General features: G+C 45.0%; 16 protein-coding genes. 11 read left to right on the forward strand and 5 right to left on the reverse strand.

What is annotated here, in order from left to right:
• Both PLA23_RS03010 and PLA23_RS03015 read left to right on the forward strand, forming a co-directional pair.
• Positions 1–256 (forward strand): hypothetical protein (locus tag PLA23_RS03010; RefSeq protein WP_324473964.1); only part of this gene is annotated, 256 nt, incomplete at its 5' end.
• Between the two features lie 107 nt (positions 257–363).
• Complete coding sequence (locus PLA23_RS03015; RefSeq protein WP_324331842.1) at positions 364–1,851, forward strand: MFS transporter; 1,488 nt, start codon at positions 364–366, stop codon at positions 1,849–1,851.
• A gap of 57 nt (positions 1,852–1,908) precedes the next feature.
• Here PLA23_RS03015 and PLA23_RS03020 read toward each other — a convergent pair whose 3' ends face one another.
• Complete coding sequence (locus PLA23_RS03020) at positions 1,909–2,442, reverse strand: Hsp20/alpha crystallin family protein (RefSeq protein ID WP_324473966.1); 534 nt, start codon at positions 2,440–2,442, stop codon at positions 1,909–1,911.
• 23 nt (positions 2,443–2,465) lie between these two features.
• Complete coding sequence (locus PLA23_RS03025; RefSeq protein WP_324331982.1) at positions 2,466–2,972, reverse strand: phosphate-starvation-inducible PsiE family protein; 507 nt, start codon at positions 2,970–2,972, stop codon at positions 2,466–2,468.
• A gap of 142 nt (positions 2,973–3,114) precedes the next feature.
• Here PLA23_RS03025 and PLA23_RS03030 point away from each other — a divergent pair, with 142 nt between their 5' ends.
• The 7 genes from PLA23_RS03030 to ileS are packed head-to-tail and all read left to right on the forward strand — an operon-like array spanning position 3,115 to position 12,890.
• Positions 3,115–4,101 (forward strand): AAA family ATPase, encoded by a 987-nt coding sequence (locus PLA23_RS03030; protein WP_324331983.1) that lies wholly within the window; start codon positions 3,115–3,117, stop codon positions 4,099–4,101.
• 12 nt (positions 4,102–4,113) lie between these two features.
• On the forward strand, positions 4,114–5,001 hold the full coding sequence (locus tag PLA23_RS03035) for a DUF58 domain-containing protein (RefSeq protein WP_324329540.1): 888 nt from the start codon (positions 4,114–4,116) through the stop codon (positions 4,999–5,001).
• Positions 4,998–5,948 (forward strand): VWA domain-containing protein, encoded by a 951-nt coding sequence (locus PLA23_RS03040; RefSeq protein WP_324329542.1) that lies wholly within the window; start codon positions 4,998–5,000, stop codon positions 5,946–5,948. The genes PLA23_RS03035 and PLA23_RS03040 overlap by 4 nt, the downstream gene beginning before the upstream one ends.
• 2 nt (positions 5,949–5,950) lie before the next feature.
• Positions 5,951–7,546 carry a hypothetical protein gene (locus PLA23_RS03045; RefSeq protein WP_324473968.1) on the forward strand — a complete coding sequence of 532 codons (1,596 nt, stop codon included), beginning with the start codon at positions 5,951–5,953 and terminating at the stop codon, positions 7,544–7,546.
• 52 nt (positions 7,547–7,598) lie between these two features.
• Positions 7,599–7,778, forward strand: a complete 180-nt coding sequence (locus PLA23_RS03050; RefSeq protein WP_324329546.1) for a hypothetical protein — start codon at positions 7,599–7,601, stop codon at positions 7,776–7,778.
• A 43-nt stretch (positions 7,779–7,821) separates the two neighbouring features.
• Positions 7,822–9,642, forward strand: a complete 1,821-nt coding sequence (locus PLA23_RS03055) for a DUF2207 family protein (RefSeq protein WP_324473970.1) — start codon at positions 7,822–7,824, stop codon at positions 9,640–9,642.
• Between the two features lie 59 nt (positions 9,643–9,701).
• Complete coding sequence (ileS, locus tag PLA23_RS03060) at positions 9,702–12,890, forward strand: isoleucine--tRNA ligase (protein WP_324329549.1); 3,189 nt, start codon at positions 9,702–9,704, stop codon at positions 12,888–12,890.
• Between the two features lie 91 nt (positions 12,891–12,981).
• On the opposite strand, the gene PLA23_RS03065 is transcribed toward ileS, so the two are convergent.
• On the reverse strand, positions 12,982–13,707 hold the full coding sequence (locus tag PLA23_RS03065; RefSeq protein ID WP_324329551.1) for a tRNA(His) guanylyltransferase Thg1 family protein: 726 nt from the start codon (positions 13,705–13,707) through the stop codon (positions 12,982–12,984).
• Between the two features lie 11 nt (positions 13,708–13,718).
• A complete protein-coding gene (locus PLA23_RS03070; RefSeq protein WP_324329552.1) occupies positions 13,719–13,979 on the reverse strand; it encodes a PRC-barrel domain-containing protein in 261 nt (86 codons plus the stop codon).
• Between the two features lie 339 nt (positions 13,980–14,318).
• On the opposite strand from PLA23_RS03070, the gene PLA23_RS03075 reads away from it, so the two are divergent.
• Together PLA23_RS03075 and PLA23_RS03080 are read left to right on the forward strand one after the other, a co-directional pair.
• A complete protein-coding gene (locus PLA23_RS03075; RefSeq protein ID WP_324473972.1) occupies positions 14,319–14,678 on the forward strand; it encodes an META domain-containing protein in 360 nt (119 codons plus the stop codon).
• A gap of 94 nt (positions 14,679–14,772) precedes the next feature.
• Entirely contained in the window at positions 14,773–15,906 is a 1,134-nt protein-coding gene (locus tag PLA23_RS03080; protein ID WP_324473973.1) for a CBS domain-containing protein, read from the forward strand.
• Here PLA23_RS03080 and PLA23_RS03085 read toward each other — a convergent pair.
• A partial coding sequence (locus PLA23_RS03085; RefSeq protein WP_324473974.1) for a radical SAM protein occupies positions 15,878–17,398 on the reverse strand: 1,521 nt, incomplete at its 5' end. The genes PLA23_RS03080 and PLA23_RS03085 overlap by 29 nt on opposite strands.

Consider the following 17,398-nt stretch of genomic DNA (forward strand, 5'->3'; position numbering starts at 1 on the left):
GACTATACCGGGAGATATTCAGACAGGAAGCCCCATCACATTCCTTATGTATGATGCAGCATGTGGCAATCAGTATGTGGCAGAGGTCAAAGATCCACAGACCGGCGTCTGGGTTGCATCGATACCCTTTAAACCAGGGGCAGATTTGGAGCTTGAGATCAGATCAAGTTCCATAATTCCTGCTGAGAAAAAACAGAATGATACACCCGTGATTACTGCGTCAGTTCCTGAAAAAGATCAGATGCAGGCTCAATAAATCTTTTTCACGTTTTCATTCAGGTTTTTTTAAAATTTCAGACTTCTTTAGTCATTTTTTTTGATTCATTTCATACGTTTCAAATAGAACCTGAACCAAAAACCCATATGGATATTCCATCAAGAACACGTCATAAAGGTTATATTTCAATTATTATTGCCATCTCCCTTGCAATATTCATGGCATCCCTGGATGGGACCATTGTGAATATTGCTCTTCCAACAATCTCTGAAGCATTTTCCCTCTCGTCTGCTTCTGTATCCTGGGTAGCAACCATATACCTGCTCGTTATGGCAGGTTGTGTCCTCATTTTTGGAAAAATTTCAGATTTGATCGGGTATAAAAAGATATTTTTAAGCGGGTTTATTATCTTCACGCTTGGTTCTTTTACCTGTGGATCCCTTCCGGATCTTACTGGTTCGTTTCTTACCCTTATTGGTTCGCGAGCGTTTCAGGGCATTGGTGGAGCCATGATTACCTCAATCGCTCCTGCCATGGTGACCGCATTCATCCCGACGGATATGAGGGGAAAGGCAATGGGCATCATTATGACCATGGCTGGTCTTGGGACTGCGATCGGTCCAACAATAGGAGGTTTTTTAACACAGTACCTCTCCTGGCACTGGATATTTTATATCAATATACCGGTTGGAATCATTGCGATCATTCTTGCTTCACAGGTCATTCCAGTTCAAAAGACCTGCGGTGGTCTGGAAAAATTTGATAAGACAGGTGCAGCCCTTATCTGTCTGGGTCTTGCTTTTTTGCTTTTTGGTTTTTCAGAAGGAATTACTCTTGGATGGACTTCTCCGATTATTCTCAGCTCTATTGGAATCGCAGGTATCCTTCTCCTCATGTTTGTACGGCATGAACTCAGGATACAAAATCCAATCCTTGAAATTCGTTTATTTCACGAAAAAACGTTTCTTCTCTTAAATATCATCCCCGTGCTCGTCTTTTTCAGTTTTTCAGGAATGAGTTATCTGCTACCCTTTTACCTTAGGTATGTCAGTGGATATTCCACATCACAAGCAGGACTTATCCTGACCGCTCTTTCCGTTGCGATGATGATGGCAGGAATAGTTGCAGGAATGCTTTTCAATCGGATAGGGGGAAGGATCCTTTCTATTATCGCAGCGGCTGTCCTGACAGGCGGATACTATCTCATTACTCATCTCCGGGTTGACACACCTATAGTTTTTATAACGATTAGTCTGCTCTGTATTGGATCAGGCCTTGGTCTCATCATCAGTCCGATTTTTAACATGATTATGACATCTGCCCCAAAAAAGTATCAGGGAATGCTATCTTCTCTCACAAGTCTGGAACGGTTTGCACCGATGACTATTGGCATTGCATTATACAATATAATCTTTGTTCAGGGTATGATGGCAATCGCAACGCATTATGATGTTACACAGAATGCACCTAAAAATATTCAGTTAAAGGTCCTGACCGCAGGGTTTGACCTGACTTTTTTCATATCCTTTATTATTGGTATTTTAATTCTTGTATGTACGATAATAGCACGATACAGGATACACCCGGATTATCTTGATTCAGAAATTGAGGAGACATCTACGGCTCTCCTATAACAGGGAAGGGAGATAAAGAGCAGAGGATTACAGTAAAAAATTATATGAGAAAAAAATTTAGGTAATTGGTATGGTATGTACCTGCTCTTTTGCTTTCGGTTCCTTTTTTGGGACTTTCAATTCTAAAATTCCGTCCTTCATTGAACCTTCAGCTTTGTCTGGATACACATCCTCCGGGAATCGCAGTTCGCGTTTCCATGTTGAGTAATACCGTTCACGGTGGAGGTAATTTGTATCTGATTTTTCGTTATATGTCTCTTTTTGTGCCTTTATGACAAGACGTCCATCATAAATCTGGACCTCAACATCATCTTTTGTCATCCCGGGAAGTTCAACCAGGACTTTGAAATGATCTCCTTCATCGATGAGATCAAGCGGAGCATAATGCTCCCGTCCAAGTTCTGTCATATCCCGTGGAAGATACTCGAATGGGAAATATGGTCTCATCAGATTGTCAAATGACCTTCTGAACTCCTCAAATATTGAGTCAAAGTCATCAATGAATCCTGTCCGAGCCCCCCTCATGACACGGGAAGATCCAGGTGTTGAGGGAGTAATTTCTGTTCCTTTTTCCTTTTTAAAGAGGCTCATACGTTATCCCTCCTATACAAACTTTAAGTTAGTCTTTCATCATATTTATATTTTTTGTCATTATGATCTTCCCTCAACAGATTTTTAAACTCCTGCAGGATCGATCCACGATTGAGCACCTCAACCTCCTCCTTTCTGATGGCTCCATATCGTAACAATAACAAAAGCGCAATGAAAAGAACAGAGACAGCGATAAGAGTAATGGGATTAATCTCCAGTATGCCATGAAGGATGATTTCCCTCATAATAGAGACAATTCCAACTTCTATCATGATATCAACCGCTATCCGATGTTCACGAATGTAGATGATAAGGAGCCGGTATATCTCCACGAGCACCAGAATATAAATCAGTTCAGATGCCACATACTGAAATTCGAATGGTCCGGCTAATGACAGGTACATGGAAGCGAGTGTTTTTACCATAAGAGCAAAAAGTAACCCGCATGTCCCGATGATGATGATGTCCTGAATATTTTCCAGCAACCGTCTGAAAAGATCATGAATATGATGATATGATCCTCCGGACATATCTGACACCTCACATGTTTTCCTATTTTATCCGTATGTACTACATATTTATCCTTTTGTAATGCGAACTTTACTTTGCATCGGACATCTCCTGACGATCGTGGATTCATTTGTCCGGATTACCTTTCAGGAGTTTATTTCAATGAATGCAGAAATTCAATCATTAACCAATCAGGCAAAAGAGTGCGCAGACCTCTTAATCCCTCTTCAGCATGAGATTCATCAGGTCATCGCCGGTCAGAAGAACATCCTTGAACGACTCATTATCGCGTTAATCGCCGATGGTCATGTACTTCTTGAGGGTGTCCCTGGTATTGCCAAGACATTGATGATAAAAACCCTGGCCCAATGTATCGACACCGGGTTTTGCCGGGTACAGTTTACTCCGGATCTCCTTCCTGCTGATATTACTGGAACAAAAATTTTCAATCAGCAGGATTGTACGTTCAAGACTGTAAAAGGACCGGTATTCACACAGTTCCTCCTCGCCGATGAGATCAACCGTGCACCCCCGAAGGTTCAGTCGGCACTCCTTGAGGCAATGCAGGAACGTCAGGTCACAATCCAGGGTGAAACGTATTCTCTCCCTGATCCGTTTTTTGTCCTGGCAACAGAGAATCCGATTGAGCATGAAGGAACCTACCCGCTTCCTGAAGCCCAGATGGACCGGTTTATGTTTAAAGTACTGATGGGATATCCCTCAAAAACTGAAGAACTTCTCATTCTGGATCGGTTCACCGAAGGAGTACATTATCAGCCAAAGCCGGTTATTACAACAAGTGATGTTCAAAAAATACAAAAGTTTGTTCCATCGATATATGCTGACCAGGAGATAAAGAAATACGTCACCTCACTCGTTGATGCGACCCGGAATCCGGCTGATTATCAGATCCCCATGGCATCATACATCAGGTACGGTGCATCTCCTCGTGCATCCATTTATCTGATGCTCGGAGCAAAAGCTCATGCATTGCTTCGGGGAAGAGGGTTTGTGCTTCCTGACGATGTAAAGGCCGTTGCACATGATGTTCTTCGTCACCGGATCATGCTTTCATATCTGGCCGAAGCTGAAGACGTGACCGTAGACTCAATCATTGATCAGATCATCAAAACGGTTCCTGTACCCTGATCATGGTGAACTATGCCGGATAATGAAAAATATTCGGATTTGATTCAGAAAGTCAGATTCATTGATATACTGACGCGGGCACGGGTAACCGGGCAGCAGGCCGGTGTTCACATCTCACTTTTTAAAGGCCAGGGTGTCGAATTTTCTGATATCAGGGAATATCTGCCAGGTGATGATATTCGTGCTATTGACTGGAAGATAACCGCCCGGTATGCAATCCCCTATATTAAGGAGTTTGTGGAAGAACGGGATCATACCATCTACCTCATTGCTGATATTTCCAGCTCCGGATCATTCGGTCATATGGTATCGAAATTCAGCACTCTCCTTTCCATTATCGCAATCATTGCATTATCTGCAGTGCATTACCATGACCGCGTCGGTCTTATTCTCGTCACTGATAAAGTAGAACTGTACATTCCTGCCAGATGTGGTAGAAATCATATTATTCATCTTATCCAGACCGTTATTACACATCCACCGCAGGATGGCGGATCGGATCTCCGCCCGGCTCTTTCCATGATAGCCCAACGAGTCAGAAGAATGTCCACCGTTATACTCATATCAGATTTTTTCACGCCGGATTGTTCAAAAGAACTCTCAATGGTAAAACGGCATCATGATCTTCTGGCAATACGCGTATCAGATTCCCGTGAGGAAGAGCTACCGGATGTGGGTCTCATAGAACTGGAGGATGCTGAGACTGGTGAACAGATACTTATTGACACATCTGATCCGGTTATCAGGGATGAATATCACAAAGCAACACTCCGTCATCACGAGGGGGTGTCTCTCATGATGAGAAAACACAGAATTCCTTTTGTCCAGATCCGGACTGGTGATGATTGTGTGCCAATTCTGAAGCATTTGATGAAGGCTCGCCCGGGAGGTGAGTTATGACCGGATTTTATCACCCGGAATGGCTGATAGCACTTGTCATTCTCCCTTGTTTGTATTATTACTATGATTATCAGACAAAACGAAAGAAACAGGAAGCAATAGTATTTTCTCACATCGGATTTTTAAAAAGTGCCCTTCATGGGAGCAAACAGTCTGCACGACCACGAACCCTTCTGATAATTTCTCTTGCGGCTCTTGGGTGCATTATTATCGGACTTGCAGATCCCCACATTCCCCTGGAACAGACAAAAGAAGGGGTGAGTGTGGTATTAGTTCTCGATGTATCAGGAAGTATGCAGGCTACTGATTATCAGCCGACAAGGCTTGAGTCTTCCAAACGTTCGGCGGAAATTCTCCTCAGGTCTCTTGATCCAAAAGATTATGCAGGTATTGTCACTTTTGAATCAGGAGCCACCAGCGCTGCTTATCTCTCTCCTGATAAAGATCGGGTTATCAGGAAACTGCATGCAATCGAGCCCAAAGAAGGAGCTACTGCCATTGGTGATGGTCTCGCTCTCGGTATTGATATGGCTGAATCCATACCAAATCGGAAAAAGGTAGTTATCCTCCTCTCTGACGGTGTCAATAATGCCGGTGTTATCCCCCCGGAGCAGGCCGCAGGATTTGCACGGGATAAGGGAATTCAGGTGTTTACCGTTGGTATGGGATCTGAAACTCCAGTAGTCCTTGGGTATGACTGGTTTGGAAATCCGCAGTATGCAACACTTGATGAGGCACAATTACAACAGATTGCAGAGGTTACAAATGGCCGGTATTATAAATCGGTGGATGATAGAACTCTTTCTGAGATCTATGCAAACCTGAATAAGGAGATTGTTCGTGAGAAAGAGGATACCAGTATTCGCGACGTGTTCTATATTGCAGCACTTGTTCTGTTATCAGGAGAGATTTTACTCCGATACGGACGGAGGAGGATTATTCAATGAAAATGAAGATACTTATGCTGATTCTAAGCGGATGGCTGCTTCTATCCGTGTTTCCTGTCATAGCAGATGAGATAACAATGTCATCCGCGCAACCGGAATATTATTTTCAGGTAGGTTCTGATGCGCAGGTACCGTTTACCATAGAGAGTACTTTTAAAAATACCCTGGTCGGAACACTCCAGTATAGTCTGACCAGGCATGAGAATAATGGTGGTTTTTCCCTTTCACAGACCAGTACCCAGTCACAGTCTTTCCCGGTAGGTCCAGGCAGATCCAATCATGCACTGACACTCACATCGGAGACCGAGACTGATTATGATCTCTCCCTTCTTCTTATGTATGAGAGTAACGGGAAGGATTATGCGGTAGTTCTCCCTCCTCTTTCGGTCCATTTTGTTCATGATACAAATATAACTGCACCACAGCAGAAGACGGTCCGCTCGACAACATCAGAAGCGACGAAAACACCTCCTTCCTCCCAGATGGATCCTTTTGAAGAGATGGAACAGCAGATGCAGCAGATGAGACAGGAACAGCAAAACCTGATGCAGAAATTTATGTCTCAGAGCCTGTCCGGAACTAACTCACGGCCGGCTTCTCCATCTCAAAACCCTTCACAGGCCTTGCAGAATAATCAGATGGCATCCTCAAGCTCTGCCCTTCAGCAGCAGATGATGCAGGAAAGTCAGCAGAATGAAGAAAATAAAAAGAAATTAGCCGAATCTCTTGAAAAAGATCCTCTTATCCGTGAGCAGGCCTCAGATATGAAAAGAGCTGGATATAACCAGACTTCAGGAAGAATAGTCCCCAAAGGGCCTGACAGTGGAGAAGTATCGATCAGTTTTGAAAATGAGAATGGGGAGAAGATTACCGTCACCGGTACAGCAGAAAAGAATCAAATCACCTCACTGACCGCAGAAAAGAGTGGTGAAATACCCGTTCCGCCGGCACTCAGTTCCAATGCTACCTGGAATGATTCAAAAGAACATCTCAGTTCCCATTCGATGACTCCGACATCCGGGAAGGTTATAAGGACTCCAAACGAGACGGTGGTTGAGCAGCAGTTCCAAAGCCCGGATGGAAGAAATGCATCATTATCAGCACGGATGGTAAACGGAACCGTACAAGAAGTAACCCTCAAGCAGGATGAGGAATTTCCGATATTCTGGTTGATAGGCATATTTTTATTCATTCTTCTAGTTATTCTCTGCGCCGGTGTTGCCTGGTGGTATTATTCCACACGTCCGGAGGTAAAAACCGAAGAAGCGATCCGGATTCCTACCCGGAATGTGAAAGAGGAGGTCAGGGAGATGCTTGAAACGGCTGAACGGACATATCATGCAGGAATGAAAAAAGAAGGATATGATATCCTTGGTCAGGCTATCCGGCTTCATATCTCTCATACCTTTGGAAATGGAGATGCCCTTACCAATGAAGAGATCATATCACACGCTCCAGGTTTGTCTCTTCCTGCTAATTCTGACGTGATCGATATATTACGCTCATGTTCACTTGTGGAATATGCAAAAGAAGAACCCCGGGATGAGCAGTTCTTCTCTTTCCTCTCCAAATCTCAGGAGATCATTGCCAGAGAATAATCTGGCCACTCCTGATCAAAGCATCCATATATTTTCAGAGTTCAGGAATAGTATGGGGATATTGCCCGGTGATGAGACCGTATGTCAGGTGTGTGGAAAACCTGCAATCGGTCTTGAAATTCTTGGATGCTGTAAAGTTGTGGTATGTGAAGATCATGCAAGTTCATTCCTTCGAAGTCTTACTTCCGGTGAGAGATTTGAATCAGGGGCCTGTTATTATGTCAGATATTGATAGACTGACTGTACGGATCCTGCTTGTATAAATGAGGTTATCTATGCAGGACGAGAAAAAAGATCTGATAGTACTGCTCCTGATAACCGCCGGAATATCGGTATGTGGATTTTTCCTTTTCTCCCTGGCACAATCCATATGGATCCCTGATCTTACCGTCGATTCATATGAAGCATTCTTTTCCTGGGATGGAACATTGCAGGAATCGTATACATATCATGTTCATGCCTCTGATCAGTTCCGCAGTTTAAATAGAAAATTTAATAGTCCGGTGTACAGGAATGAACACATTGGTTCATATATCCGTTTTCTCTCAATAAAATCTCCTCCGGGAACCATCGGATATATTAAAGAAGCTGATGGGACGGTGACCCTTACCGGTGAAGATGCAAATGTACGGGCTATCATAACCGAACGGGCAGGAAGAAACGAGGCTGGTGCGTTTCGACCAGGGTATTACCAGCCTGGAACGTACGAGGTATCATATTCATGGGATATTATACCCCCGGTAGAACGGGGCACTGATGGTGATCATGTAAACATCGATCTTGCAACAACACATATTCCATATTCATCGGTCAGAATTCAGATACCGGCAATAGGAGTATCTGCTCTGTATCCACATCCTGCTGACTTGTCGGTAACCAAATCCGGGGGTTCATATGTCCTGACCGGAACTGTGGCAGAAGATATTCCTCTCGGGTTTGAGGTTCTCATTGATCCATCGGTCACAGGTTCGTTGAACGGGCAGGTCAGAACTATATCAGGTTCTGTACGGGAAAAAACTGAAGCGGCAAATCCATGGTATCTTTCAATAGCAGGTCCTTTGTACCGGATAATATCACTTCTCTCAAATGTATTTCTCTTTTGCATTCCTATTCTTCTCCTTGTCATCTGGTACCGGTATGGTCGGGAAAAACCCTATGCAGTCCCAGACCATCTGAGTTTTGTTCCTGATTCAACACTCAAACCCTGGCTTGTCTCTCTTGTATTTTCCGGAGATCCTGGTAAGTTTCCAGAGGAAGGATTGCACGCAACATTAATGGATCTGCACCGCCGTGGTGTTATTTCAATCGAACAACCTTCTGATAAAACATTCTCAATCCGGGTATTACAGCATAAAACCCAAGATGCATATGAGGAACAGGTAATCAGGACATTATCTCTTCTTTCGGAGAATGGAGTAGTTACCAATGATACCTTTACCCGGATGGCATCCGATGCAAATGTACATGCATCGATGAGAAGCAAGCTTGTTGAGTATCAAAAATCATTTCGCGAGTTACCCTCAGGATTGGCAGATCAGATGACATCATCATATATCCGGGATGGTCATACCCATCTTATTCCCCTGCTCATCCTGGCAGTCGCGTTCTTTTTCATATCTCTTATCTTCATCCTAATCGGCCCTGGCGATCGTCTTATCCTGGTTCAGGCAGTGTATAATGCCTCACTTGGTATTCTTCAGATTATTATCGCTCTTGTATTTCCGATATCTCTCTTTGGCACCTGGAAAGGTGATTATTATCGCAACAGGCTTGAGTGGGAGTCCTTTAAAAGAATCCTTTCAGACTCGGTGATGATGCAGCGGTATTCCCCAGCAGATATATCAATCTGGGGAGACTGGATGGTCTTTGGAACAGCTCTCGGTGTTGGTGATACGGTCTCGAAAACTCTTCGCTCGTTACATATTCGTGTTCCGGATCTTCCTTCAGGGGGATGGTTTGCCCCTGCCCTCATACATACCGGTTTTTCACCTATACTTGCTTATTCTCCACCATCTTCAGGCTCTGGTGGATCCTTTGGTGGAGGAGGTTTTGGTGGTGGTGGCGGGTTTGGAGGCGGAGGCGCCGGAGGGTGGTAGGTAAGAAACACCTATCTGCCGGTGCAGCCAATAATATACGGAATTTTTGAGGAAATATTGTGCGAGAGGTTACCAGCAGTTTTACACCCAGGGAGATAGAAGCCTCTGTTCAGAAATTCTGGACACAGGAGAATATTTATGCCAGGGTACAGGAGCAGAACCGGGATGGAAAGACATGGTTTTTTGTGGATGGTCCGCCATATACCACCGGTCATATCCATCTTGGAACGGCCTGGAATAAGATCCTCAAAGACAGCATTCTTCGATATAAACGAATGCATGGACTACATGTCATCGACCGTGCCGGATATGATATGCACGGCCTGCCGATTGAAGTCAGGGTTGAACACGAACTTGGCTTTAAAAATAAGAAGGATATCGAGGCATATGGCATAGGGGCATTCATTGAACGCTGCAAGCAGTTTGCATTACATCATAAGGACATCATGTCAGAGCAGTTTCAGGCTCTTGGGGTATGGATGAACTTTGATGATCCCTATCAGACCATTATGCCTGAATATATCGAGGCAGCATGGTGGACCTTACAACAGGCAGACGAGAAAGGTTTGCTTGAACGTGGTCACCGGGTTGTCAACTGGTGTCCCCGATGTGAGACTGCTATCGCCGACTCAGAGGTTGAATACTGGGATGAACAGGATCCCTCAATCTTTGTAAAATTTCCGATACGGGGTCTGGATAATGAATATCTTGTCATCTGGACTACAACTCCGTGGACCCTTCCGGCCAATGTTGCTGTTGCAGTAGATAAGGATTTCACCTATGCACGGGTAGAAGCCGTGAAGGATAAAAAGGTGGAGATACTGTGGATTGCAAAGGACCTTGTTGAGCCGGTACTGAAAAGGGGAAAATACCAGGATTATTCCATACTGTCAGAAAAGACCGGTGAAGAACTTGCAGGAATTATTTATGATTCACCGCTTGCACATCTGATACCCCGTCAGAAAGAGATTGTTCATACGGTCGTAACCGCCGGGTTTGTTGAGATGGATAATACCGGTATGGTCCATATTGCACCAGGTCATGGATGGGATGACTACCTGCTGGGTGTTGAGAAAGGACTTGATGTGTTCTGTCCGGTTGATGGTGCAGGGTATTACACGGCTGATGGTGGATCATATGCCGGTCAGTTTGTCCGTGATGCAAATGAGAAGATCCTTGAGGATCTCGGAAGTCATCTCCTTGCACGGCAAAAGATTACCCACCGGTATGGACATTGCTGGCGTTGCAAGACTCCGATAATCTACCGGGCAACATCACAATGGTTCATTTCAGTTCCAAAGATAAAAGAGAAGATGCTCTCAGAGATAAAGGCTACATCCTGGTATCCTGACTGGGCTGGAAGTGCAAGGTTTTATGATTTTGTCTCTGATGCACGTGACTGGTGTATCTCACGGCAGCGATACTGGGGCATTCCGATTCCGGTCTGGCAGTGTTCATCATGCCAGGCCTACCGGGTCTTTGGAACGGTTGCTGAACTGAATGCAGCCGCAGGTAGTAATCTTTCTGATCCCCACCGGCCATATGTGGATGAAATAACAGTGCCGTGTTCCTGTGGAGGTACCATGAAACGGGTTGAGGATATCTTTGATGTCTGGTTTGACTCAGCGATGGCATCATGGGCAACACTCGGGTTTCCCCGGAATGATGCACTGTTTCATGAGATGTGGCCGGCTGACTTTATCACCGAAGGACAGGACCAGACCAGGGGATGGTTCTATTCCCAGCTTGGGGCATCAACCATCGCATTTAACCGTTCCCCGTATAAAAGCGTCCTGATGCACGGATTTGCCCTTGATGCAGAGGGGCGGAAGATGAGCAAGAGTCTTGGAAATGTGGTCACTCCTGAAGAAGTTGTTCAGAAGTTCGGGGTTGATGTACTCCGTCTTTATATCCTCTCATCAAACGCGCCCTGGGAAGATCTCAAGTTTAACTGGGACGGTGTTTCAACCGTAAACAGGACGATGAATATTTTATGGAATGTGTACCGTTTTCCGCTCCCGTATATGATTCTTGATGGATTTTCTCCTGCCCAGACAGCAGATGGGATGTATGATGAGGAGTATATCATCAGATCCTACCGGGAGATGCCAGAGATTGACCGCTGGATTATTTCACGGATGAATTCTGTTGCACGACACGTCTCTGCTGATATGAATGAGTACCAGCTCCACAGAGTTACCCGGCTTTTAATGAATTTCATACTTGAAGATCTCTCCCGGTGGTATGTACAGATTGTCAGGCCGAGAATGTGGCTTGAGGAGGACTCACCTGACAAACGATTTGCCTATGAGACGATCGCATACTGTCTCAGGACCCTTTGCCGGCTTCTTGCCCCCTTCACTCCACATATTACCGAGGCAATGTATGAAAATCTCAGACTGTCTGCAGATCCCATCTCTGTTCATATGCTTTCCTGGCCTGTAGGAGATGCCAGACTGATTGATGAAAAACTTGAACAGCGGATGGATGTTATCCGTTCTTTTGATGAGGCGGTGGCGAATGCACGACAGGCAGGAAAGAGAAAACTTCGCTGGCCGGTTCGTAATGTGGTTATTGTAACATCCAGTGAATCAGTTGCTGAGGCGTTTCAATCCATGGAAGAATTGGCAAAAGATCGCGCCAATACCAGGAACATTGAGGTCATTGTGGGAAGCTGGGACCGGATGCGATACAATGCCGAACCGGTGATGAAAAAGATTGGGCCAGCTTTTGGGAAGAAAGGGCCGGTTGTGAAAGGACTTATTGAGTCTGCCGACGGAACAGCCCTGAGGAAACAGCTGGAGGAGACTGGCTTGGTGACGCTGAGCGATGGTTCTGAAGAGTTTGTCCTGACCGCTGAACATATGACCTTCAGCCAGCATCTCCCGGATCAGGTTTTTGGTGCAGAGATGTCTGATGCATCGGTGTATGTGGACACTACCCTGACAGAAGATCTTGAGGCGGAAGGATACAGCCGTGAGATAATCCGGAGGCTTCAGGAGATGAGGAAACAGCTTGATTTGAATGTTGATGATAATATCGTGATCGATGCTGTCATCGGTGATGAACATCTGCGGGGTTTACTCTCAGATGTCTGGCAGGATCTCATTAAACAGGAGGTTCGGGGAAAAACGCTCAAGATTCATGCATCTGTTGATGACCGGGACGGATCAGCGTTATTCCAGCTGGATCGGGAATGGGATATCGAAGGAGTCACCGTCATGCTCGGGATATCGCTGGCCGGATGAAATCTATTTTTTTAAATCGAACCTGATTTAAGCATTATTTAAAACTGATAATCCGGAAAAAATAGTGATGATAATGTTGAAGTCATCATTATTAACGAATCATTTGTTCGATTAGGTCTTTCCCTTCCGGTTTCCCAAATAACGGTATATCCTTATCAATCGTCACAACTCTTCTTGTTGTTATCGTCTTTTCATCTTTCTTCGGATTATACCCTTCTTTCTCGATAACGATCCGATAGACCAGAATACCCCGTCGCTGCCAGGCCGGAGTCATGGCAAGGTTTACTCCCCGCTGAAAACACAATTCATGGAGTTCTGCTGCTTTCATCGCATGAAGCAGAGATGCTGCCTCCGCTGATGTATACCCTTCATCTTTAAGCAACTTCTGACTCCATCCATTCATATGGTTTCGCCAGGCTTCCTGCTGTCTCCAGGACAGGTACGGAAGAACATGATCCAAAGTGACCGGGATGATTCGTGCATCAAATGAGATAGGCTCTTTGAGTCCTAATGCTATGGTAAGGCAACTTGATGCAAATGAGGCAAGTACCGAATCAATCTTTTCAACCCGCCCAAGAAAGATATTTTCAGTAAAATAAAGACTAATTTCATCTGAGAAGGTGTATCCGAACAATGGTGCAAATCCTGCATCGGTAATTAATGCCCGGGTAACATGGGCCATTGCATCAGCAAACCGTTCATCAAACGGTTCGGAAAATTGTAATGTCCGTGTGACCTGATGAAAAGAGCGCCCATCAAGACGAACAATTATCGGAGAGAGGGTTCGCAGGTCAGCGTAGATCTCTCTCTCCTTCATGCGGTCCGAAATTAAAGTTCCCCTTCGTTTCTGAACATGTGGGGAATATGCCTGATCACAATAACATCAGATATACTTTTAACCAGACGGTATGGGATTTTTATTCCTTTATGGGTCTTTACTTCCATGACTTCAGGATTGAGTTTTCCAACCGCAAGTGCATCAATCCGTTTTGAATCAATATCCAGGATAATATCATCAACTTCTCCGATAAACATCCCATTTTCAGAGTATATTTTTAATCCGATCAGGTCAGTAATCTGATTCTTCATACTGCATTGACATTGCTACCGGATAGATAAAAAATGTTATCTTATAATCCTTCAATCTGCAGTATTTCTGCTTCATATATCTGGTATCAGTACGAATATATTCCCAACCTTTTGGTATGTAATTAAAAGTATACTTCGTCACGGAGTCTTGGCCGGTTCTGATAACAGGAACTATTCTGGTTCTCTATTTCTTTTTTTAGGCATTTCTGTTTGTGCAAAATAACATCTGTCAGGTACATGTTTTTTCATCGAGAATCTGGATAAGAGAGGAGACTTGATCCGGCACTCTGAAGGTACTCTGCTCTCTTAAGCATTTCGTCACCCTTCGATGGGATGAATATGTCAGGAAGCGCAGGCTGTGATCAGTACCACGCAACAATAATTGATAAAGACGGGGCGGTACCCATATCTGGACCCAAAGCCACTCTTATGTCCTGCCAGCCGGTGGTAATACTGGAAGAATCGCAGTTTTTGAAAAATCTGGACCATATTGTTTACTACAATAATTTTTCCGGTACGAATAATCTGACCGCTCCTCCTATTCCCTCCGAACCGGTGATGTACGAAGAAAGCATGCAAAAGAGCCGGTTGAATCAGGAGAAATCGTTGGTGGATATTCTGAAAGGAACGATTGGGTATGAGATCAGGAATGAACATGTGATTATGACAGATAATAACAGGAAGAGTATCACTGCATGAAAAAAGTACATTTCTGAGGACCCCATTCTCCATTTCATTTCTGTGAGTATCTTTCGATAGGTATACCGGGCATAAAAGCTATTGATATGATACAATGGATGGTGCATTTAAATTAGGACGGTTGTTTGGTATCCCGGTTCTGATCCATTTTACCTTTCTTCTGATTATCCCGCTCTTTGCATGGGTTATCGGTTCAGACATTCAGTTTACGGTTGAAATGGTCAGAGTTACATTCCACGTGCAGATTGATGACCAATATATCATATCCGGCTATATCCCCTATCTGCTTGGTGGCGTCATTGCAATCGGTCTTTTTATCGGGGTATTTATTCACGAACTTGCCCATTCACTCATTGCTCTTCGTTCAGGAATCCGGATTGACAGTATAACGCTTCTGTTTTTTGGAGGTGTTGCCGCCATAGAAGAGCAGGAACCAGAACCAAGAACTGAATTAATCATGGCACTTGCAGGACCCTTAACCAGTCTTGCCATCGGACTTATTTCTGCCGTACTTGTGTATGTGATTCCTCTGCTGGTACATTCGTCAGCACCTGCCGGTTTTCTGATGTACATATTCGGGTATCTTGCTATCCTGAACATCCTTCTCTTTGCCTTTAATCTCCTTCCTGCATTTCCTATGGATGGAGGTCGTGTCCTGCGGGCGTATCTGGCCACCCGGATGCCGCTTCATAAGGCGACAGCAATCGCATCCTCAATTGGAAAGGGATTTGCCATAATCTTTGGACTGGTCGGTCTGATCCTTTTTTCTCCGATTCTTATCCTGGTTGCTTTTTTTATTTACATTGGGGCCGGACAGGAGTCAACGGTGTCACGGTATAATTTCCTGCTTCGTGATGTAACCGTCGGGCAGATTATGTCGCGTCCTGTTATCGAGGTATCACCCCGGATGCCTCTTACCGATGTCCTCTCTCTGATGTATCAGACAAAACATCTTGGGTTTCCGGTAACTGACCGGGGCAGTCTGATGGGGATTATTACGCTTACGGATCTGGCCAGAACCCCGGTCCTTGACCGTGATGCCATGCAGGTTCGTGATGTCATGACGAAAGATGTCATCGTTCTTCCACCCCATGCACCAGTCATGGAAGCCCTCCGGATCATGACCAGATCTGATATCGGGAGAATTCCGGTTATGGATGGTGATAAAATCGTCGGGATTATAACCAAATCCGATATCTTTACCGTGATTGAACTTCGGGAAGTGTAAAATCAAGGATTCCTTTGGGAAGGGACAGTCCTGTTTTTTTCCAAAGATCTTCCTCTGTTTTGAACGGGCGTTTTGCAAGAATGGATACCGCTGCCTTTTTTGAAACTCCCGGAATCCAGTTGATGGCTTTGTTGGGCAGAGTATTGACAGGCACTGGATAGGGAAGTGCAGTCAGTGATCGCATGCCATGACCTACAACGATTCCGTCAAGTACGGTGCGGCTTTGCAGATGAAGAGGAATTCCGACAAGAATCGGGTATGAACCCATCTGCCGTCCAAACGAGATCTCTCCTTCTTCTTCAATGATTACCGAGCGAAGAATGGTATTTCGGGGAAAGACCTTCTGAAGCATCGGGAGATCAAAATGCCGTCGTGTCCATTCTTTAAATACATGAAAAGCCTTTTCAGGCACAGGAAGTGCATTATGTTCATATGCTTTTGTCCCCTCAAAGGGCATCAGCTGGCGGATATTTACCCTTCTGATCAGATATCCTTCAAATAGTATGGCCTGAAGAAACTGCCGGTTCAGATCATAGGTCTTGTTTGTTTCTCCTGCAAGACCAGCGATGAAATTCAGTCCAGGCAGAAGTTCGGGGATTCCATCTCTCCTTTCACTGCCTGCTGTATGAACGATTCGGATCGCTTCCATCACCATATCTGGTGTAGCCTTAAGGTTATTTTCTTCAATGACGACCGGGTCGGCTGTTTCCATACCAAAGGCAGCAATATCTCCGGCAGTATGGTGTCTGATGATGGCACAGAGTGCCTCAAATGCCTCATCTGGATGTCTGGCGATTGTTCCAGGATTTACATTGTCTATATGAAGGGTTTTCAGGAAGGGGGCTGAAGTTCTGATCTTGGAAAATAATTGTTCGATACGATCAGGCTGAGGAACGGGAAATTCCCCGCCTCCTGCCTGCCATGTCAGGATGTCCGGTTGTCTTCCGATTCGAAAGTGCATGGCTCCGGCACGTGCAAGAGCAGATACCTCTGCTTGTATACCGTCGAGCGAACGGTATTGTGGCTTTCCATATAGGGGTTCGGTGCAGAAGGAACACCCGCCGGATATCTCCCTGCTGCATCCCCGTGCGGTCTCTATCTCACACATCACATACGGAAAGCAGGGATGCTGTGTAATGATCCCGGCGCCTGTCACCGCCCAGGGATCTTCCCTTTCATAGGAGAATGAAGATTCGGGTTTATTTCCAGAGAACCAGCGGTCCAAAGCACCTGCCGGTGACCCATGAAGAAGTGTGTCAACATGGAAATCATCTTTTTTTCTTGCAGCCTGACCTCCGGCTTTCCCTGCTCCAAAGAGAATAGGGCCACCAACAAACGTATGCGGATCTCTCAGCGCTGATCCTATCTGTTCAATCTCCTGAATAGTAGCCGGTTTCCCTCCCAGATATTTTCCTGGAACAGTCATTCCGGCTATTATTACTACATAATCTGCCCTTTGAGCGTCCTGCAACAGTCCCGGATTCTTCCGAAT

The organism is Methanospirillum sp. (genome assembly GCF_035406105.1).
Classification (GTDB): Archaea; Halobacteriota; Methanomicrobia; order Methanomicrobiales; family Methanospirillaceae; genus Methanospirillum.

Bases quoted from the DNA above. Each gene is read 5' to 3' on its own strand.
- PLA23_RS03015 (WP_324331842.1), top strand. From the start codon at position 364: ATGGATATTCCATCAAGAACACGTCATAAAGGTTATATTTCAATTATT.
- PLA23_RS03020 (WP_324473966.1), bottom strand. From the start codon at position 2,442: ATGAGCCTCTTTAAAAAGGAAAAAGGAACAGAAATTACTCCCTCAACA.
- PLA23_RS03025 (WP_324331982.1), bottom strand. From the start codon at position 2,972: ATGTCCGGAGGATCATATCATCATATTCATGATCTTTTCAGACGGTTG.
- PLA23_RS03030 (WP_324331983.1), top strand. From the start codon at position 3,115: ATGAATGCAGAAATTCAATCATTAACCAATCAGGCAAAAGAGTGCGCA.
- PLA23_RS03035 (WP_324329540.1), top strand. From the start codon at position 4,114: ATGCCGGATAATGAAAAATATTCGGATTTGATTCAGAAAGTCAGATTC.
- PLA23_RS03040 (WP_324329542.1), top strand. From the start codon at position 4,998: ATGACCGGATTTTATCACCCGGAATGGCTGATAGCACTTGTCATTCTC.
- PLA23_RS03045 (WP_324473968.1), top strand. From the start codon at position 5,951: ATGAAGATACTTATGCTGATTCTAAGCGGATGGCTGCTTCTATCCGTG.
- PLA23_RS03050 (WP_324329546.1), top strand. From the start codon at position 7,599: ATGGGGATATTGCCCGGTGATGAGACCGTATGTCAGGTGTGTGGAAAA.
- PLA23_RS03055 (WP_324473970.1), top strand. From the start codon at position 7,822: ATGCAGGACGAGAAAAAAGATCTGATAGTACTGCTCCTGATAACCGCC.
- PLA23_RS03065 (WP_324329551.1), bottom strand. From the start codon at position 13,707: ATGAAGGAGAGAGAGATCTACGCTGACCTGCGAACCCTCTCTCCGATA.
- PLA23_RS03070 (WP_324329552.1), bottom strand. From the start codon at position 13,979: ATGAAGAATCAGATTACTGACCTGATCGGATTAAAAATATACTCTGAA.
- PLA23_RS03075 (WP_324473972.1), top strand. From the start codon at position 14,319: ATGTCAGGAAGCGCAGGCTGTGATCAGTACCACGCAACAATAATTGAT.
- PLA23_RS03080 (WP_324473973.1), top strand. From the start codon at position 14,773: ATGGATGGTGCATTTAAATTAGGACGGTTGTTTGGTATCCCGGTTCTG.